The organism is Flavobacterium sp., assembly GCF_035292545.1.
Taxonomy (GTDB): domain Bacteria; phylum Bacteroidota; class Bacteroidia; order Flavobacteriales; family Flavobacteriaceae; genus Flavobacterium.
Genome location: NZ_DATDPV010000019.1, coordinates 32,088 through 52,224 on the forward strand (window position 1 = coordinate 32,088; position 20,137 = coordinate 52,224).

Annotated in this window: 20 protein-coding genes; 19 read left to right on the forward strand and 1 reads right to left on the reverse strand. The window is 32.8% G+C overall.

Translation table 11 applies throughout. From position 1 onward, the window contains the following. The first annotated feature begins 5 nt into the window (after positions 1 to 5). The 7 genes from VI621_RS02895 (at position 6) to VI621_RS02925 (ending at position 6,510) form a co-directional block, all read left to right on the forward strand. Positions 6 to 692, forward strand: coding sequence for a WbqC family protein (locus tag VI621_RS02895; RefSeq protein ID WP_324216892.1), 687 nt, complete (start codon positions 6 to 8; stop codon positions 690 to 692). A gap of 3 nt (positions 693 to 695) precedes the next feature. Then, on the forward strand, positions 696 to 1,325 hold the full coding sequence (locus tag VI621_RS02900) for an acetyltransferase (protein WP_324216893.1): 630 nt from the start codon (positions 696 to 698) through the stop codon (positions 1,323 to 1,325). Next, the gene (rffA, locus tag VI621_RS02905) at positions 1,325 to 2,452 is read left to right on the forward strand and encodes a dTDP-4-amino-4,6-dideoxygalactose transaminase (protein WP_324216894.1); all 1,128 of its coding nucleotides are present in this window, start codon (positions 1,325 to 1,327) and stop codon (positions 2,450 to 2,452) included. Before VI621_RS02900 ends, rffA begins: the two co-directional genes overlap by 1 nt. A 5-nt stretch (positions 2,453 to 2,457) precedes the next feature. After that, entirely contained in the window at positions 2,458 to 3,066 is a 609-nt protein-coding gene (locus tag VI621_RS02910) for an acyltransferase (RefSeq protein WP_324216895.1), read from the forward strand. Positions 3,067 to 3,381: 315 nt separating this feature from the next. Then, a complete protein-coding gene (locus tag VI621_RS02915; RefSeq protein WP_324216896.1) occupies positions 3,382 to 4,287 on the forward strand; it encodes a glycosyltransferase family 2 protein in 906 nt (301 codons plus the stop codon). Continuing rightward, positions 4,284 to 5,201 carry a glycosyltransferase family 2 protein gene (locus VI621_RS02920; RefSeq protein WP_324216897.1) on the forward strand — a complete coding sequence of 306 codons (918 nt, stop codon included), beginning with the start codon at positions 4,284 to 4,286 and terminating at the stop codon, positions 5,199 to 5,201. The genes VI621_RS02915 and VI621_RS02920 overlap by 4 nt, the downstream gene beginning before the upstream one ends. Before the next feature lie 394 nt (positions 5,202 to 5,595). Continuing rightward, positions 5,596 to 6,510 (forward strand): glycosyltransferase family 2 protein, encoded by a 915-nt coding sequence (locus VI621_RS02925; RefSeq protein ID WP_324216898.1) that lies wholly within the window; start codon positions 5,596 to 5,598, stop codon positions 6,508 to 6,510. 210 nt (positions 6,511 to 6,720) lie between these two features. Here VI621_RS02925 and VI621_RS02930 read toward each other — a convergent pair whose 3' ends face one another. Beyond that, positions 6,721 to 7,692 carry a beta-1,6-N-acetylglucosaminyltransferase gene (locus VI621_RS02930; RefSeq protein ID WP_324216899.1) on the reverse strand — a complete coding sequence of 324 codons (972 nt, stop codon included), beginning with the start codon at positions 7,690 to 7,692 and terminating at the stop codon, positions 6,721 to 6,723. A gap of 202 nt (positions 7,693 to 7,894) precedes the next feature. Here VI621_RS02930 and VI621_RS02935 point away from each other — a divergent pair, with 202 nt between their 5' ends. The 12 genes from VI621_RS02935 to VI621_RS02990 all read left to right on the forward strand — a co-directional run bounded on the left by VI621_RS02935 (position 7,895) and on the right by VI621_RS02990 (position 20,090). Continuing rightward, on the forward strand, positions 7,895 to 9,064 hold the full coding sequence (locus tag VI621_RS02935; protein ID WP_324216900.1) for a glycosyltransferase: 1,170 nt from the start codon (positions 7,895 to 7,897) through the stop codon (positions 9,062 to 9,064). Between the two features lie 12 nt (positions 9,065 to 9,076). After that, positions 9,077 to 10,105 (forward strand): glycosyltransferase family 2 protein, encoded by a 1,029-nt coding sequence (locus VI621_RS02940; protein ID WP_324216901.1) that lies wholly within the window; start codon positions 9,077 to 9,079, stop codon positions 10,103 to 10,105. Further along, on the forward strand, positions 10,102 to 11,037 hold the full coding sequence (locus VI621_RS02945; protein ID WP_324216902.1) for a glycosyltransferase family 2 protein: 936 nt from the start codon (positions 10,102 to 10,104) through the stop codon (positions 11,035 to 11,037). Before VI621_RS02940 ends, VI621_RS02945 begins: the two co-directional genes overlap by 4 nt. After that, the gene (gene wecB / locus VI621_RS02950) at positions 11,037 to 12,152 is read left to right on the forward strand and encodes a non-hydrolyzing UDP-N-acetylglucosamine 2-epimerase (protein WP_324216903.1); all 1,116 of its coding nucleotides are present in this window, start codon (positions 11,037 to 11,039) and stop codon (positions 12,150 to 12,152) included. Before VI621_RS02945 ends, wecB begins: the two co-directional genes overlap by 1 nt. A gap of 7 nt (positions 12,153 to 12,159) precedes the next feature. Continuing rightward, on the forward strand, positions 12,160 to 12,885 hold the full coding sequence (locus tag VI621_RS02955) for an FkbM family methyltransferase (protein WP_324216904.1): 726 nt from the start codon (positions 12,160 to 12,162) through the stop codon (positions 12,883 to 12,885). Positions 12,886 to 12,913: 28 nt separating this feature from the next. Continuing rightward, positions 12,914 to 14,161: a UDP-glycosyltransferase gene (locus tag VI621_RS02960; RefSeq protein ID WP_324216905.1), complete on the forward strand. Its 1,248-nt coding sequence runs from the start codon at positions 12,914 to 12,916 to the stop codon at positions 14,159 to 14,161. Between the two features lie 9 nt (positions 14,162 to 14,170). Continuing rightward, complete coding sequence (locus tag VI621_RS02965; RefSeq protein WP_324216906.1) at positions 14,171 to 15,250, forward strand: glycosyltransferase family A protein; 1,080 nt, start codon at positions 14,171 to 14,173, stop codon at positions 15,248 to 15,250. A gap of 66 nt (positions 15,251 to 15,316) precedes the next feature. Then, complete coding sequence (locus VI621_RS02970) at positions 15,317 to 16,315, forward strand: N-acetylneuraminate synthase family protein (protein WP_324216907.1); 999 nt, start codon at positions 15,317 to 15,319, stop codon at positions 16,313 to 16,315. A 484-nt stretch (positions 16,316 to 16,799) separates the two neighbouring features. Continuing rightward, the gene (locus VI621_RS02975) at positions 16,800 to 17,072 is read left to right on the forward strand and encodes an endonuclease domain-containing protein (RefSeq protein ID WP_324216908.1); all 273 of its coding nucleotides are present in this window, start codon (positions 16,800 to 16,802) and stop codon (positions 17,070 to 17,072) included. Between the two features lie 227 nt (positions 17,073 to 17,299). Continuing rightward, entirely contained in the window at positions 17,300 to 18,457 is a 1,158-nt protein-coding gene (gene neuC / locus VI621_RS02980; protein WP_324216909.1) for a UDP-N-acetylglucosamine 2-epimerase, read from the forward strand. Beyond that, entirely contained in the window at positions 18,458 to 19,162 is a 705-nt protein-coding gene (locus VI621_RS02985; RefSeq protein WP_324216910.1) for an acylneuraminate cytidylyltransferase family protein, read from the forward strand. It abuts the gene before it with no gap. After that, positions 19,137 to 20,090 (forward strand): D-isomer specific 2-hydroxyacid dehydrogenase family protein, encoded by a 954-nt coding sequence (locus VI621_RS02990; RefSeq protein WP_324216911.1) that lies wholly within the window; start codon positions 19,137 to 19,139, stop codon positions 20,088 to 20,090. The genes VI621_RS02985 and VI621_RS02990 overlap by 26 nt, the downstream gene beginning before the upstream one ends. Positions 20,091 to 20,137 lie beyond the last annotated feature (47 nt).

Below are 20,137 nucleotides of genomic sequence, written 5' to 3' on the forward strand. Positions count from 1 at the left end.
TAAAAATGAAAAAAATAGCCATACTGCAATCCAATTACATTCCATGGAAGGGGTATTTCGATCTTATTGCTTCTGTTGACGAATTTATTATTTATGATGAGATGCAATACACAAAAAACGATTGGAGAAACAGGAATAAGATAAAAACCAATAAAGGTGAAGAGTGGATTACTATACCGGTGCGAATAGAAAGCTTGTCCCAAAGCATAAATCAAACACAAGTCTTCAGTTCAAACTGGGCAACGAAACACAGCAAAACGATTCAGGCCAATTATGCAAAGGCAAAATATTTTAATGCACATAAAGATTTTGTTTTCGAATTGTATAATCAAGCTTCAAAAACAAACTATTTATCAGAAATTAATTTTATTTTTATAAAAAATATTTGTGAATTTTTGAATATCAAAACAAAAATCAGTTTTTCTACTGATTACAATCTAATTGAAGGAAAAACAGAGCGGCTGGTGGATTTATGCAAACAAACTCAGGCAACGCATTATATTTCAGGGCCCGCGGCCAAAAATTATTTAGAGGAATCTCTTTTTAGCAAGGAAAATATAAATTTGGAATGGATGGATTATTCGGGATATCAAGAGTATAATCAATTATTTCCTCCTTTTGAACATGGCGTAACGATTTTAGATTTAATTTTTAATGAAGGGACTGATTCTCGAAAGTTTTTAAAATTTTAGGACATGAAAACACTCGCCATTATAGGTTCAGGACATTTAGGGCAACAAATTGCACATTATGCTTTGTCTGACAAGCATTATGATGCAGTAGTTTTCTTTGATGACTTTTCTGCGGAAAAAGAAGTGAATGCTATTCCTGTTTTAGGAAAAACAAATGCTATTGAGGCTGCTTTCCAGTCCCAACAATTTGATGAGTTGCTAATAGGCATAGGATACAAGCATTTGGCCGTAAGAAAAGAAATGTTCGATAGGTTCTCTGAACAAATTCCTTTCGGTACCATAGTGCATTCCAGTACCTGGGTAGATTCGTCCGCAACAATTGAATCGGGATGCATAATTTATCCGGGCTGTATTATTGATGCCAAAGTAATCATTAGTGCCAATAACCTACTAAATTTAGGTTGTACAGTTGCTCACGACACCAAGATAGGTAAGCATTGTTTTTTATCGCCTCGTGTAGCGGTTGCCGGATTCGTCATCATCGAGGAGCAGAGCATTGTTGGAATTAATGCAACCATCATAGATCGTATAAAAATAGCCGCTAAAACTCAAATAGGAGGAGCAGCGGTAGTAATAAAGTCAATTGATAAAAGCGGACTATACGTAGGTAATCCCGCAAAATTTATAAGATAATGATACCTTTTAACAAACCCTATCTTACCGGAAAAGAAACCGAATACATCACAGATGCAGTAGCTTCCGGTAAAATATCCGGTAATGGAAAATATACCCAGAAATGCCAACAGTTTTTTGAGCAGCATTATGGCTTTGGTAAGTGTTTGCTTACCACTTCTTGTACCGATGCATTAGAAATGGCAGCGATTTTAATTGGTATTCAACCCGGTGATGAAGTTATCATGCCTTCCTATACGTTTGTTTCCACACCCAATGCTTTTGTACTGAGAGGCGCCAAAATTGTTTTTGCCGATTCGGGTACTGAAAATCCAAATATGGATGTGGCCACCATAGAAGCCTTAATTACGCCTAAGACTAAGGCTATTGTTCCTGTTCATTATGCAGGAATTGCCTGTGATATGGATGCCATCATGGATATTGCAAAACGACATAATTTGTTTGTTATCGAAGATGCAGCTCAAGCTATAGAGAGTTTTTATACCGGAAAAGACGGAGTAAAAAAAGCATTAGGTTCCATAGGGCATTTAGCCGCTTTTTCTTTTCATGAAACCAAAAATATTATCTCCGGCGAGGGCGGCATGTTAGCTATTAATGATAGCCAATTTGTGGAACGCGCAGAGATTATCTGGGAAAAGGGAACCAATCGTTCTGCCTTTTTTAGGGGAGAAGTTGATAAATACGGCTGGGTAGATATTGGAAGTTCTTTTCTACCCTCCGAAGTAATTGCCGCTTTTTTATGGGCTCAGATTGAAAATATATTGGCCATTCAAAATAAACGAAAACAGCTCTGGCAGTATTATTTTGAAAAAATGCAATTGATTGCAGATGAAATTTCCATTCAGTTACCTAAAATTCCAGAATACGCCACTAACAATGCTCATATGTTCTTTGTTAGTTTTGAAAGCTTAGAGCAAAGAACGCATTACATTCAAAAATTAAAAGAAAAGGATATATTGGCGGTTTTTCACTATATTTCGTTGCATTCAAGTCCTTATTACCACACTAAACATGACGGAAGAGTATTAACGAATAGTGATAAATTTACCGATACCTTGTTAAGACTTCCTCTGTTTTTTGAACTAACAGAAAAAGAAATTGATAGAATTGTAGCCTGTTTTAATTAAAATGTATGCTAAAAAAAATAAAAAAATATTTGAAAGTAAAAGTTTTCAATGCTTTTGATAATTATCTTATTGATAAAGCACAAAAAGAGCGCAGAATTTTGAATTCTAAATTTAAAAAAGTAGGACATAATTTTAAGTTAGAACAAGATTTTCGAATTTTAGGACCTGAATATATAGAAATAGGTAACGATTTCGTTTCTCTGCAAAGATTTAGATTAGAAGCTTTAGATCAATATAATGGAGAAAAGTTTTCTCCAAAAATCATTATTGGAAATAATGTAACATTTAATACAGATTGCCATATCGGATGTATTAATTCTATCGTTATTGAAGATAATTGTTTGTTTGCTAGCAGAGTATATATTACGGATCATAATCATGGAGATACATCAGAAGCAATGTTGAATATAGCTCCTAATATGAGGCCATTAATTTCTAAAGGTCCAGTTTTAATTAAAAGAAATGTTTGGGTTGGTGAAGGCGTTTGTATAATGCCTAACATAACTATTGGTGAGAATAGTATAATTGCTGCCAATGCGGTAGTAACAAAAAATATACCAGCTAACTCTGTTGTTGCGGGTGTTCCAGCCGTTGTCATAAAAAAAATAAAATAGCCCATTGTGTTTGATAGACCTTTAGTTAATGTAATTGATCCTAATTACAACCATGAAAATACTTGGCACAAAGCTTAGAAAGTATTTTTAAATCAAACGTATCAAATTTTGAGGTTATTTTATAGCATGATTACAGCAGGGATAATAGTGTTCGACTATTGGAAAATTATGCAGACCTTCCCCAAAGTGTCTCCTTTTATAGTAAGTGCTAAAAATTCACCAAGTCCTTTTAAGCAGTGACAAAAAGGAATTAAATTGGGCAAAGGAAATATATTTGGATAGCAGAAAAGACTGCTTTTTTTAAAGATTTATAAAATGAATATGGAACAAATAATGCCTTTAATATCAGTTTGTTTGCCTGTCTATAATGGAGAAAACTATCTAAAAGAAGCTTTAGCGAGTTTGAGTAAGCAGACCTATACAAATATTGAATTAATAGTCAGTGATGACAATTCTAAAGACCGTTCCTTGTCGCTAATAAACGAATTTTCTAAAAATGTTCATTTTCCGGTATATATTTATAATCATTTGCCCAATAGTATAGGAGGAAACTGGAATAATTGTATAGAAAAAGCAAATGGGGAGTATATTAAATTTTTATTTCAAGATGACGTTTTAGAACCTACTTGTATTGAAGAAATGGTAAGAGTTTATAATACATACCCAAATGCTGGATTAATAACCTGCAAGCGTAATTTTATTGTTGAGGAAAATTCTAATAATGAAGCAACATATAAGTGGATTGATACATTTGGAGATTTGCAAATGAATATATGTGAAAATAGTGGTTCAATAACGGTATTAAATAAAAAAATGTTTTCTAATATTGAATTTTTGAAATCGCCATTAAATAAAATAGGAGAACCAACAACCGTTTTGTTTAAGAAAGAGATTGTTAAAAAGATAGGATTGTTTGATACACAATTAAAACAGATTTTGGATTATGAATATTGGTACAGAATACTGAAAATTAAGGATATTATTGTTATTAACAAACCATTAGTTAAATTTAGAATACATCAGGAACAGGAGACCAATGTTAACAGAAATAAGAAAATTGATGATTACGATATTTATGATAAAATTTTGTTTGATAAATACTTAGCGTTGCTTCATCCGGAAGTTCAAAAAAAACTAAGAAATAAATTCTCTACTAGGTATAAATGGATTTGTTTTTTAAAAAAAATATCACGAAAAATTAAAAAGAAAGTTTTAAAATGAATCTATTCGTCGTCATAGTTACTTATAACCCCAAAAAATGGATAAACGAGTGTTTCAGAAGTTTACAAAACAGCACGATTCCATTAAAAACGATTGTTGTTGATAACTGCTCTACGGATGGTTCTCAAGTAATAATTAAGGAATGTTTTCCGGAAGTTGATTTTATAGCATCTGGAAAAAATTTAGGGTTTGGAAAAGCGAATAATATTGGAATTAAAAAAGCCTATGATGCTGGTGCAGACTATGTTTTTTTACTCAACCAAGATGCCTGGATAGAAGAAAAAACATTGGAGAAATTAATTGAAGTTACCAAATTAAATCCTCAATACGGAATTATAAGCCCTATTCACTTAAATGGAGCCGGAACCAAATTAGATAAAAACTTTTCCAATTACATAAAACAAAACGATGATTTATTTTTCGATGCGTTGCAGCACAAATTTCTGAAATCTATTTATGAGGTTCCTTTTATAAATGCTGCGGCTTGGATGTTGCCCAGAAAAACATTGGAAAATATCGGAGGGTTTGATCCTATATTTCACCATTATGCAGAAGATGAAAATTATTGTCAAAGAGTTTTATTTCATGGATTGAAAATAGGAGTTGTTCCTGAGGCTTATATTTTCCACGATAGAGAATTTAGAAAGCCAACAGTCGTAAACGATATAAAGGATAAGCTGGTTTTAAAGGAACGTTATTTAAAATCCAAATGGGCAAACATAAATGTAGAAGTGAGAGAAGAAATTAAAACGAATAATAAGGATCTTTTGAAATTGATAGTAAAATTGTTTTTGAAGCTGGAATTTAAAAAAGCCAATCTGTATAGGGGAGAATTGACATTGTTAAATAAAATTGTTCCTGAAATTGAAAGAAGTAGAGAATTGAATAGTAAAAAAGGGAAGCATTATTTATAATGAAAATAACCCACTTCTATAATTATACTTGCTTATGACTGAATTCATTTTATTAGCGAAATTAGGGATAGGGCATTGGTATAAACATATGTAAAATTAGAATATTTTTTGCGGATGATATTGATGAGTTAAAATAAATCAATAAAAAATAAGCTAATGTTATTTACAAGACTTGATTTAGAATTATAATAACATGCTTCTTTTTTTTCGTGAGGACTTAGAGATTTTTCATTTTTCGATGACTGAATTGTTTAATCGTGACTTGTTGATTTAAATAAACTAAAACCCAACACAAATTTTCATACTAAAAAAATTATACCTATCAATTATTCAAAAATAAAACTATTTTTGTTCATGAAAAAGCAGTTTTTTATAATTGATTATAATACTACCCATGAACAACCCGCTGGTTTCCATAATTATTCCAACCTATAATCGGGTATCTCTCATAAGGGAAACTTTAGACAGTGTGTTGGCGCAAACCTACACCTATTGGGAATGTATTGTGGTGGATGACGGAAGTACAGATGCTACGGAGGAAGTTGTTCAGGAATTCAAAAAAAAAGATCCTCGATTTCAATACTACCTTCGACCGGTAGAAAGACCCAAAGGGGCTAACACCTGCCGTAATTATGGGTTGGAGTTGAGTAAAGGGGAATTCGTTCAGTTTTTAGATTCGGACGATTTAATTTCGTCCAACAAAATCGAAGTACAAATAGTGCAATTATTGAAAGATGATGCAGCAACAATTGCCATTTGCAGATGGCAATTTTTCTCTAATTTCTTAGGAGATTCTGATTCGCAAAATGAATTCAAAGCGTACAAAAATTTTGATACTATTTCGGAGTTTATAGATGCATTAGCCTGGTCTGGGGGGTTTTTACCGCCGCATGCTTATTTAGTGAGCAGAAAATTAATTGATCAGGCAGGTAATTGGATGGAAAATTTGGCAGTCAATCAGGATGGGGAATTTTTTGCCCGTATATTTATTAAGGCAAAACGAGTGGTCTTTAGCAATAATGCAGTTGTTTATTACAGAAGGAATAATGATGATAACGTAAGTCTTTTAAATAATGAACTTAAAATAACACATGCCATTTTAAGCTGGCAATTAATTGAATCCTATTTTAAAATTCATTTTGGTGAAAGTACCCAATTGGTACGAATTTCAAAAAAATATTTATACCAAAGGATTTCCAAAGAAAATGAAAAAATAATAAAAGAAAACAAACTTTTTTTTGAAGATGAAATACGAAGAAACAACTTTTCATTTAAAAGGATATTATACAGGATATTTAATAAAAATTAAATTGCCTAATCTTTTGAAATTCAATAATATTTAATATTTCCTCGTAAACATCCAATTAAATTTTCTTATTAGATTGAGTTGTTGGAAGATTCTTTTATTCATATAACTTTATTTCAGTATACTGCTTTTCTAACCGCTGTTTTTCGTTGCATTTTTTACAACCTGAATTGATATTTAACTAATTTAGGAAGCATACTTTTTATAATTTCTCTAATTGGATTCATTTATTTTTTTAAGTAAATTTTCGTCTATAATAGATAGAATTTCTTCGTCAATTGCCATATCAAATTTTCTGGCAAATAATTTATTGTTAGACACTATCTTTAGCTCCTCTATATCTTCTTTTTTATATGTAACGGGTAACGACGTGTTTTTACGTTCCCAATTCGCATGAGTAATACTTGGTTTAATAATAATATTTTCATTTTTTTCTTTCAAATACATCAGTATGCTGTGAAAAAATATTTCGTCTGGTAAAAGGGTGTCCGAATGATATTTCAGATATTCTGGGGTTGAATTTATAAATGCCAGAATGTCTTTTATTGTTTCTATCGGAAAAGCCCACCATTGACTTCCCCCATAAGGCTTAATGTTTTTCAGCAATTTCCTTTTTAATAATATTTTTGATAACCCAGAAAAATGTTTTCTTTTTAATAACTTTTTTAACTTGCCTATGGTTTGTTTTTTGTAGAAAAACGCATCAAAAATGGAAGGGAGTTGGACAAAATCCATTCTGGAGTTAGAAAGATTTACCTTATATTGGTTTAAACGATCTAAACCTCCCTGAGCGCCCCAGCCTCTATTAGGGAGCGGATAGGTTACGATGAAATTTGCACCGTAATTGGTTTCGAAAAAATCAGAGATGAATGGATTGTTTTTTAACGGATAATCCTGACCGCTCATTAAGATACAATAGCCAGTTCGGTTGTCTTTTACAATTTGCGATAAAATAGCAATGGTAGCCTTTACAATTCCGATATCACCCCAAGTACCATATTCTCTTTGTTGTTCATCAATAAAAAAAATATTGGGTTTATTTGATAAAACATCTCTAAATGGAATTATGTTTACTCCTTTATCAATATGGATATAAAAATTACTGTAAGAAGTATCCAGGCGATTAATTAATCGTTGTACTTGTTGTGGGTTTTGATGAGCCAGAATAATGTAGTTGATTCCCATTTTTATGTTTTATTTCAACCGTTAAATTAATTAATCTAATAATTGGTAATAATTTTATAGCTTTGGCAAGATTAGACAGTGTATGCTTTATGAGCAAATATACTATTGATTTTTTAATTAGATAGGAATCTGAATCGTAATGTTTTGAAGCTACTATGTATGCTCTAGATTGCCTGTTTATAATGTCTTAAGTAGTAATTGAATGAATTTATCAAATAAAAGAGTATTATTAATACTTCATGAAGGAGCATTAGGTGGTGCACAAAGACAAGCTTTAGGTTTAGGGAGGTATTTATCTCAGGAATGTAATTGTAAAGTTGATTTACTTTTAACTTTTTCAGATAAAACGACTAAAGAATTTGATGAATACTTAGAGCAATGCTCTATTAATAAAGTAATGCATTTTGGAAAACCATACCTTTTTGTTAAAAAAGAGTTTTCAATTAGAAATTTAAAGCGTTTTAAATGGACAATTCAGTATTTGTTAAAACTCAGAAAGGGTTTAATAGAACATCAACCTGAAATTATTATTCCTTATTTAAATTTTCCATCCAAAGTTGCTTTCTATCTCTATAAATTATTACCCTCGGCTCAATTTACTTTCTGGCATCAGTTGGGGTTAGATTCTTTAAGTATGGATATTATGGAAAGTATTGCAGTAAATAATACCCCTTGTGTAATTGGGAATGCTCCAAACTGTTTAGAAATGTTTAATAATGAATATCATATTGATAAAGGAAAACTAAACATACTTCCTCAAAATGTAACCTTGGAACGGGTTGATTTAGATAAAAAGGAAATAAGGAAAAAATTTAATATTCCAGAGGATAGTATAGTAATCAGCATGATTGCTCATTTCAGATACGATAAATACCACGATTTAGTATTGGATGTTTTTACTAAACTGCAAAAAAAATATCCCCTTGCACATTTATTATTTCTGGGAAATAAAGAAAATAAACAAGACTCGTATGATAAATTTATTCATTTAGGGAATAGAATTGAAGAAAATAATTTAAGACATAGGGTTACTCTTTTGAGTAATGAAGAGGTAAATGAGGTTTTAAATATAATTGATATTGGGGTGTTGATTTCACTTACGGAAGGAACGCCCAATGTAGTAATGGAATATATGTTATATGGATTGCCAGTAGTTGCTTCTAATCATCCGGGTTGTATAGGTTTGTTAAGGGAGTCTTCATTTTTAGTTGAAAACAATGAAAATACAATATATGAAAAATTGTCGATTCTTATTGAATCTAAAAATTTAAGAGATGCTGAAGGAATTAAAAATTTGGGAAAAATAAAAGAATATGACGTAGTGACTTATGTCAATAAGTTAGAAAAAATCATTAATAAAACAATAAAATAATTTAAAGCCTTAATGAGTGTAAATAAATCATTAATTTCAATAATACTTCCTGTCTATAACGGAGAAAAATATCTATCTCAATCCATAGAAAGTTGTCTAAACCAAACTTATAAAAATATTGAGTTAATAATTGTTAATGATTGTTCTACCGATACGACTTTACAGATTGCAACTTATTATGCTGACAAAGATGATAGAGTTAAGATTGTCAATAATAAACAGAATAAAAAGCTACCTGCTAGTTTAAATATAGGACACCGGAATACAAAAGGCGATTTCATTACCTGGACTAGTGATGATAATTTATATGAATTGAATGCAATAGAAGAACTTTATGCTACAATCATAAATAAAAAGGCAGATATTGTTTATAGTGATTTTATTTTAATTGATGATTTGGGAAATGAAATAAGAGAAGTTAAATTACTTGGTTTTGAAAATATGATTTTTGGAAATTATATTGGTTCATGTTTTCTTTATAAAAAAGAAGTTTTTGATAAAAACAAAGGTTACAACGAAGATTTGTTTTTAGTTGAGGACTATGATTTTTGGTTACGGGCCATTTTACATAGTAAGTATTATCAGATTAAAAATAAAGTCCTGTACAGATATCGAAAACATGGACAAAGTTTAACATATTTAATAGGTCAAAATGATGCAAAAAACCAACTTTGGAAGGAAAATGTTGGTAAAATGTATGCTGGTTTCTGTGAAATTTTTTTAGAATCAAGCGATAACGAAATTGCAGGATTTTTATCAAAAAAATTGACTCATCAGAAAATAGATTTTAATTGGATTATAATTAATTTTGATAGAATTTCAGATTTCAAGGGCAAACTAAAACAAAATATAAATTTTTTGAATAGCGCATTAATTGAGAGAGCATTTCTTATAAACACCATTAAATTACTGACCTTGGATCAATATTTTAAAAATAATTTTTCCAGATCGTTATTTATTATAAAAAAATATGCTAAGGTTCTTGATAAAAAAGATATAAAGACTTTAATCAAATATTCATTTTTCAAGAAAAAAAGATGACACCATCAGTAACCATTATAATGGCGACCTATAACAGGGCGCACTTTATAGTAGAAACCTTGCAATCCATAGAAAATCAAACTTTTGAAAATTGGGAATGCTTAATTATTGATGACGGAGGAACCGATAATACTGCTGAAGTCATAACTCCTATTCTAGAGTATAATAAACGGTTTCGGTTTTTAAAACGTCCCGATAAATATCTAAAAGGATTGCCCGGCTGTCGTAATTATGGATTAGATGTAGCTAAAGGCGATTACATCATTTTTTTTGATGATGATGATATAGTGCATCCTCAAAATTTAGAGTTGTGTGTAACGGAATTATCCCAAAAAGACATTTCCTTTTGTAGGTATATTCGTCATGCTTTTATGGGTGATTTTATGTATGATTTTGATTATTCAAAAGTGTATACTTCATTCTATATCGACGCAAATGATGTAGAAAAGATATTGAAAAATGAGCTTCCATTTAATTCTTGCGCTGTTATGTGGAAGAAAGATTGTTTTGTAAACAATCGATTTACGGAGCATTTAATGTACGCTGAAGAATGGGAATTGTATTCCAGAATAATATCCACTGGGATTAGGGGTATCTCTATAGATAAATGTTTGTTTTACGGAAGAAAACATGCTAATTCGAATACAGGGGAGTTTTATACTCACAATCCTATTCGGAGAGCGTCCAAAAAAGAGGCTATTTTGTTGGTAGTGCAAAATTTGAAGGAAAAGCAATTGCTGTCTCCTTCATTACTGCGTTATTTTATACAACTGTCACTAGGTTTTAAAGAGTATCATTTGTTTAGTAAGATTTTGAATAAGCTACAATTGACTATATTTGAAAAAGTACAATTACAGCTTTTCTATTTTACTTTACCTTTGCGCTTATCGGTTTTTGGAAAATGGAAGAAAATTAAAAAATTAAATCAATAATGAAAATCCTATTGTGTTTTGGCACGCGTCCGGAAGCTATCAAAATGGCTCCGCTTTACCATGAGTTAAAAAAACACTCTTTTTTTGAGGTAAAAGTATGTGTGACGGCGCAGCATCGGGAGATGCTGGATCAGGTGTTGGATTTTTTTGAAGTCCTAACTGATTATGATTTAGATTTAATGCAGCCCAACCAGACGTTGAACGGATTAAGTGCCCGAATTTTAAAAGGTATGGATTCCATTTTTGTGAAATATTTGCCCGATTTAGTTTTGGTTCATGGTGATACCACCACTTCCTCCATGGTAGCTTTAGCAGCCTTTCATCATAGTATAAAAGTGGGCCATATTGAGGCCGGCTTGCGTACGTATAATAAACAGGCTCCCTTCCCGGAAGAAATGAATCGTCAATTGACCAGTAGAATTGCGGATATTCATTTTACACCTACATCGAAAGCGACACAAAATTTGCTAGACGAAGGGATTTCTAAAAACTGCATAGTTGAAACTGGCAATACGGTTATTGATGCTTTGTTTTGGACTATCAAAAAGATTGAAACCGAAAATTATAGACATCCTGAAATTGAGGAGTTAAAAAATAGTATTCCGAAAGGTAAAAAAATAGTTTTAGTTACAGGGCATCGGAGAGAAAATTTTGGAGATGGTTTCAAAAATTTATGTGACGCACTTTGTACAATTTCAGAAAGAGATGATGTTGCCATTGTATATCCAGTTCATTTAAATCCCAATGTGAAGCAAATTGTTTATGAAAAGTTATCAAATAAAGAAAACATACACCTTATTTCACCAGTTTCTTATCCTGCATTTGTCTGGCTCATGCAACAATCTTTTCTTATAGTGTCAGATTCAGGTGGTATTCAAGAGGAAGCACCATCACTAGGAAAGCCAGTTTTAGTGACTAGAACCGTTTCTGAAAGACCTGAGGGCGTTGCAGCTGGATTTTCAATTTTAGTGGGCACTGATCCGGAAAAAATCATGAAGACTGTTTATTCGATTTTGGATCATTTTTCTGGTTTTGAAAAACCAGAAAATCCGTACGGGATGGGAGATGCGTCTCAAAAAATTATTAGTTATTTAAAGTATTTCAAAGCTAGTTAATGAGATTATGAAAAAAAATATTAAAAGTGTTTTAAACCAGCTGGGTTATAAAATCAGTAAACTGAATAAAAATAATTTATTAAATGAAAATCCATTTTTAGCCATAAAATCCAGAGTAGCCAACAATCCAATGATATTTGATATTGGTGCCAATCAAGGACAGACTATTGAGAAGATTAAATCCATTTTTCCAGAATCAAATTTACATAGTTTTGAGCCAAGTAAAAGAAGTTTTAAAATCTTGAAAGAGCAATTTGGTCAAGTAAAAAAAATAGTATTAAACAATCAGGCAGTTGGTTCTGAAAAAGGCAGTTTGGAATTTAATGAGTATTCATGGAGTCATATAAGTTCCTTCCTTAGAAGAGCATTTACGCAGTCTGAAATAATTGATAATTATTTGGTTGATATCATTACAGTAGATGCTTATTGTGAGGAAAATAATATTTATAATATAAACCTTTTAAAAACAGATACTGAAGGTTATGAATTAAATGTACTAAAAGGAGCGTCTAAAATGTTGGATGAAAATAAAATTCAATTTATTTTTGTTGAGATATTTTTTTACGAAAACTATATAGGACAATCTTCATTTGGAGATATCTATAATTATTTGTCAGAAAAAGGATTTAATATGGTCCGATTTTATGATGTTGAATATACGAACAAAGGTTACGCTTCCAGAACAGACGCTTTGTTTGTAAATGAAAACTTTAAAGAGCTGAAAGATGTATGACCAAGAATTTCTCACAAATACTAATTGTTTGAAAAACATATCAAAAATATTGATTGTTGTTGATTCTATTAATGTCAATGACAGTAGTGGTTCTAAAGCCAATGTAGCTTTGATCACTAATCTGAATCAGGCTGGTTTTCAACTCAAAGTATATCATTATACTCAAAAAGAAATTCACTTAGCGGATATGAAATGCATTTCCATCCTCGAAAAGAAAGGAAATGGCATTTATTTGCTAAGTCGCCTACAGCGGCTTTTTTCACGTTGGACCGGTATTAATCTAAATCCTTTTTTGGAAGGTTTTTTTGGTTTCTCCTTTACTTTTTTTAATGATACTTACAGTGTCGTAAAAGCAGTAAGAAAAGAGGTGAATTTTGAGCCTGATTTGGTAATTACATTAAGCAAAGGCTCCAGTTTCAGACCCCATTATGCGTTATTAAAGTTCCCACAATGGCATTCTAAATGGATGGCTTATATTCATGATCCCTATCCTTTTCATTATTATCCAAGACCTTATAATTGGATTCAACCTGGATATAAGCAAAAAGAGAATTTTTTTTTAGCTGTTTCAAACAAAGCGAAATATTCGGCTTTTCCCAGTTTGTTATTAAAAGAATGGATGGGGAGTTATTTTCCTGATTTTTTAAAAACAGGTGTTGTTATTCCGCATCAATTGATGGAATATGCTTTAAGTGATTCCAAATTACCCGCCTATTTCAAGGAAGGCGCCTTCACCATTTTGCACGCTGGGACTTTAATGAAACAGCGTAATCCCAAATTCCTACTTGATGCCTACCAATCGTTTTTAAAAAGAAACCCCGAGGCTATAAAGGACACCCAGCTTTTGCTTATTGGTCGGGGCAATTATCATAAAGCCACTATAAAACAATATGAATCCAGAATCTCAGGCCTTACGTTCATAAATCAAAATGTTCCTTTTAAGGAAGTTTTAGGATTGCAGAATCAGGCGAGTGTCAATGTCATATTAGAATCCAAATCAGAGATTAGTCCGTTTTTACCAGCAAAATTCCCACATTGTGTGATTGCTAATAAAGCTATTTTATTACTAGGGCCCTATTATAGTGAATCTAAGCGGTTGTTAGGCAATGATTATCCCTATTGGGCAGAGGCAGATGACAGTATCGGCATAGAAAAATTGATAACGGATATGTATCTTTTATGGAAAGAAAAAAGATCTAGACTTGAACTCAATAGAGACGATTTGAAGGACTATTTATCCATGGGTCAGTTAAAAAAAAGTATTGAAAAATTATAAATAAAGTCTATGGTTACTATTGTATATGCCTATCGTAATCGCGAATTGTCAAGGATAAAAGCATCATTGGATTCACTTCAGATTCAGAGTGATCCATCATTTAAAGTCATATTTGTTGATTATGGCTCTGAACAGGAATTGGCTATAGCCATACAAACGTTAGTTGAGAGCTATTCTTTTGCTACCTATTATTATATTCATGCCCGTACTTTATTATGGAATAAAAGCAAAGCCTTAAATTATGGCATTAAGAAAGTTAAAACTGCTAACGTTTTTATTGCTGATGTTGATTTGATTTTTAGTCCAAATACCATAGCTTATTTTAAAAAAATAATACATCCCGACAAAGTCAATCTTTTTAAATTGGGTTATTTAGACAAGCAAAACTCTTTGCAACTGACAAAACCGTTTCAATTTGAAGCACTTAAGCCTAAACATTATGGTACTATTAACGGGATGATTTTAGTTAGTAAAAAAGCCTTGGAAAAAGTGCAGGGTTATGATACGTTTTTCCATTTTTATGGAGCGGAAGATGTTGATTTATACAACCGTTTGGCCAATGCCGGTTACGAAATTATTAATAATAAAGAAACTTATTTTTATCATAATTGGCATGTTATATACAATTCTTATAATGATAGAAAAATGAGTGTTAGTCCACATTTGTATAATATCAAAAGGATTAACCAGCAGCATTATTTTAATAATATAAATAATAAACTTGTTATACCCAATAGACAGCCTAGTTTTGGAAGTGTTGTGACAGAAGAGGAACAGCGTTTTATTGAAAATCCAATGCTAACTATTGAATTAAAAAATATTCATGCACAGATTTATCATTTTTTTAACGAACAAATTAGGACCTATAAAAATATAGTACTTTGTGTAACAGTAAAAGAAGAGATGTACCACAAATCGGCAAAACACTTTTTAAAAAAAATACTCAAAAGGCAAACTCAGCCTTATATAAGTATGAAAATTGTTAACGATATTATTTTGAAGAAAATTTTATATGAATACAGAGATACAAATTATGCCTATAAAATAGCTGATGATTTGAGAACAATTACATTTACAATTAGATTATAACTGTAAAAATAAATTTCATTTCAATAAAAAAAGGCAGAAAAGTACAATATACCTAATACAACTCATATGAAACCTTATCTCATCGCCGAAATCGGCCAAGCCCATGAAGGAAGTTTAGGACTCTTGCATTCCTATATCGATGCTATAGCCACAACCGGGGTGCAGGCCATCAAATTTCAAATGCATATTGCAGAAGCTGAAAGCAGTGACTACGAGCCATTCAGAGTCCAATTTTCATTGGAAGATGCTACCCGAATGGCGTATTGGCGGCGTATGGGTTTTACTTTAGAACAATGGCACGGAATCAAAAAACATTGTGATGAGGTCGGATTGGATTTTATCTGCTCCCCATTCAGTAATCAGGCGGTGGATTGGTTGGAAGAAATAGGTGTAAAGCAGTATAAAATAGGTTCCGGAGAAGTGACCAATTTATTGTTGTTGGAGAAAATCGCACAAACCGGAAAACCCGTAATTGTATCTTCCGGAATGAGCAGTTATGCAGAATTGGACACTGCCGTTGCTTTTTTGAGGAACAGAAAGGTCTCCTTTTCCTTATTGCAATGTACCACATCCTATCCAACACAACCTGAGCAATATGGGTTAAATGTTATTAATGAATTGAAAGAACGCTATGAAGTTCCTGTCGGATTTTCAGATCATTCAGCTACCATCGCTACCGGCATCGCTGCAGTTGCTTTAGGAGCGGAAATATTAGAATTCCATGTGGTTTTTGATCGGAATATGTTTGGTCCCGATAGTAAGTCATCGTTAACGATACCCGAAGTTTCCGAACTGGTAATTGCTGCCAATGAAATTTATACGGCACTGCAACACCCAATTGATAAAAATAAAAATGAGCAATATAGTGCGTTAAAAACTATTTTTGAGAAATCACTGGCGGTCAATAAAGATCTACCCAAAGGACATGTGTTGACGTTTGACGATCTGGAAGCAAAAAAACCAAAAGGATATGGAATGGATGCTTTGCTGTTTCATACTGTTTTGGGGAAAGCTCTTAAAAGAGATTTAAGGCAATGGGATTTTTTGAATGAGGAGGATTTTTGATAAGAAGTGAGAAGTGAGTGTAAGAAGTTTTGTTAGCACAAAAGTATTTTTTCATTTTTCCCCGTCCCTAAAGGGAGCCGAAAATTGCGAGATTAGTTATAAAACGAGATGTTGTTTTCCTTTTTACAACTTTTAGGGCAGGAAAAAAAAGGAAAACTTGAATATATTTTCCACCCTTTAGAACTGGTAAAAGGAAAAACTAAAAGGGCGCAAATTTTCGTTTTCCCCGTCCCTGAAGGGAGCCGAAAAATTAGGAGATTAGTTATAAAACGAGATGTTGTTTTCCTTTTTCCACCCCTTCAGGCGGGGAAAGAAAAAGGAAAGTAATTACATATTCCTACAAAAAAACAAATATTATCTAAATATGAAAAGAAATCCATTCGAACCAGATAATATGTGGAAAGGAGCTCCCTCGCAGATTTTTTCTAATGCCATAAAATTAAGAAAAAATCCAACAAAGGCAGAAGAATTACTATGATTAGCTTTGAAAAATAATCAAGTGGATGGTTATAAATTTCGAAGACAACATCCAATAAATATATACATTGCCGACTTTTATTGTCATAAACTAAAATTAGTCATTGAAATAGATAGAGCGTATCATCTTGCAGAAGAGCAGCAAGTTTTGGATAAAGAAAGAACCGCTACTATCGAATTTCAAGGATTACAAGTGATTCGATTTACAAATGAAGAAGTACTATTGAAATTACCGGAAGTTATTAATAAAATCAAGGAGTTTATAACATCAGTATCATAAATTTTCGTTTTTCCCCTTCCCTAAAGGGAGCCGAAAATTGTGAGACTAGTTATAAAACGAGATGTTGTTTTCCTTTTTCCACCCTTTAGGGCGGGGAAAGAAAAAGGAAAGCTCGAATATATTTTTCCACCCTTTAGGGTTGAGGAAAGAAAGAGGAAACGATAGCGGTAAATTTTCCTGTTTCCACTTTTTTACCTACTTTTAAACCCAAGAATAAAAAACGAGAAATGCCAAAAAGAAAAATAGCCGTTGTCATTACTGCGCGCCCTTCTTACAGTCGGGTGAGAACCGTTTTGTCAGCCATTCAGGCACATCCTGATTTGGAGCTGCAATTGGTTGTAGCGGCATCTGCTTTGTTAGACCGATATGGTTCGGCGGTCAATTATATTGAAAGAGATGGTTTTACCATTGCAGCACGCGTGTTTAATGTATTGGAAGGTGAAAATTTAACGGCAGCTGCCAAAACAACAGGCATTGGTATTTTAGAGTTATCTACCGTATTTGATAACTTAAAACCTGATATTGTAGTAACCGTAGCGGATCGATTCGAGACGATGGCCACAGCCATTGCCGCTTCTTATATGAATATTCCTTTGGCACATATTCAGGGCGGTGAAGTAACAGGAAACATTGACGAAAAAGTCCGTCACGCCATTACAAAATTAGCTGATTATCATTTTGTCGCTTCAGAAAGCGCTAAAGAAAGGGTAATTAAACTAGGTGAAGACCCTAAAATGGTTTTTAATACCGGCTGTCCATCCATTGATTTGGCCGAAGAAGTGTTACTCAGTAAAACGCTCCCTTTTAACCCGTATGAAAAATATGGTGGTGTCGGGGCAAAACCCGATTTGGCGAATGGTTATTTGGTAGTCATGCAACATCCTGTAACGACAGAATATCAGGATTCCAGAAAACATATTGAAGCGACGCTGGAAGCCATTCATACATTAAACAAACCCACCCTTTGGTTTTGGCCCAATGTGGATGCCGGAGCCGATGGTACTTCCACCGGAATTAGAGCCTTCAGGGAACAACACCAGTTGCCCCAAGTTCATTTTTTTAAGAATATGGAAGGTAAAGATTTTTTGCAATTGTTGCAACACAGCGATTGTCTTATAGGCAATTCAAGTGTAGGCATTCGGGAATGTGCCTATTTGGGTGTTCCTGTTGTAAATATAGGTTCCCGCCAAAACAGAAGAGACCGGGGCGGCAATAGTATGGATGTGGATTATTGTCAAGAGAAAATACAAGCTGCTATTGTACAATCTATAAAAAATGGAAAATTCAGTTCGTCCACTCTTTATGGTGAAGGAAAAGCAGGCAGTCAAATAGCGGAATTATTACTAAAATTGCCCTTACAGTTCCATAAAACCATTATGTATTAGATGAGAATTTTAGTTGTAATACCGGCCAGAGGGGGTTCTAAAGGTGTTCCGGGAAAGAACATCAGAGTATTGGGTGATCGGCCGTTAATCGCTCATGCAATAGCTTGTGCTAAAAGTGCTAAAAATATTAAAAGACTTATCGTTTCTACAGATTCAGAAGAAACGGCAACTATTGCCCGTCAATTTGGTGCGGAAGTTATAATAAGACCTTCTTCCCTTGCGGAAGATACCAGTAATGTAATTACTGCTGTGAATCATGTTTATGAAGCCTTACAAGAAACGTTTGATGTTATTGTATTGCTGCAACCCACTGCTCCTTTAAGGACTGGCAAAGATTTAGATAACGTTATAACAATGTTAGCGGAAGATATGACAATAGATGGCGTAATCAGTGTGGTACCTATGGATGATATGCACCCTGCCCGAATGTATAACTTATCAGAAGAGGGGGTTATGGTTCCCTTTTTAGCTGATGGAGAAACTTTGAGGCGTCAGGATCTGAAACCGGTTTATTATAGAAATGGCTGTTTTTATGCCGTAAGAACCAAAGCTTTTTTTGAAGAACAATCCTTTATGGTTTCCAATAAAAGGGCCTATATAATGAATCCGGAATGGTTAGTTAATATTGATAGTAAGAGAGATTTTAAATTAGCAACGTTATTATATGAGGAGTGGAAAGATGAAATTACTAATAACGGAATCTGAAGACTTTAGCAGTCTAGCCATTTCAAACTTAAAAGAAAAATTTGAGGTAGAAGTTGCGGACATCAATAATAAAGTACTTTTGATGGATAAGCTATCTGATGTTGGGGTGCTTTTTGTCCGACTTCGATTTAAGATTGACAGGAAAATAATTGAAAACGCACCCCAATTAAAATATATTTTGTCTGCAACTACCGGATTAGATCATGTCGATGTGAATTATTTCGAAAAGAGAGGCGGAAAAATAATATCTTTAAAAGGGGAAACGGATTTTTTGTCTTCCATTCCTTCAACAGCAGAACATACCTGGGCATTATTATTATCTTTAATTAAAAAAATACCCTCCTCTTTCACCCATGTTAAAGAGGGAAAATGGAATAGAAATTTGTTTAAGGGGAATAATCTAAAAGGGAAAAAAATAGGCATTCTTGGACTGGGAAGGGTTGGCAAACAAGTGGCTCAATTTGCAGCAATTTTTGAAATGGAAGTGGGGTATTTTGATATTTGTAACATCAAAACACCTCATCAAAGTTTCCAAACCCCGGAAGAATTATTTAGTTGGGCCGATATTGTGACCATTCATATCCCTTACAATGCTGAAAATGAAAATTTTGTCAACAAAGAATTGTTATCACATGCTAAAATCCATTCTATGTTGATTAACACTTCAAGAGGTGGTGTTTGGGATGAAAATTCAGTAGCGCAATTGCTTAAACAGAGAAAAATAAAAGGAGTTGCCGTTGATGTTTTAGAAAAGGAACTGGATGGCAGTACTATTTCTTCAAACCCATTAGTACTTTTGGCAAAAGAAAATTATAATGTAATTATCACCCCGCATATTGCGGGAGCCACTTATGAATCTATGGCCATGACAGAAGAGTATGTGGCTGATAAATTTATAAATTTATTTAAAAAAGATCCGAATCATTAGCTCTAAAATAATCACATTTACTATAAAGAAAAGACAAATAATAGTTT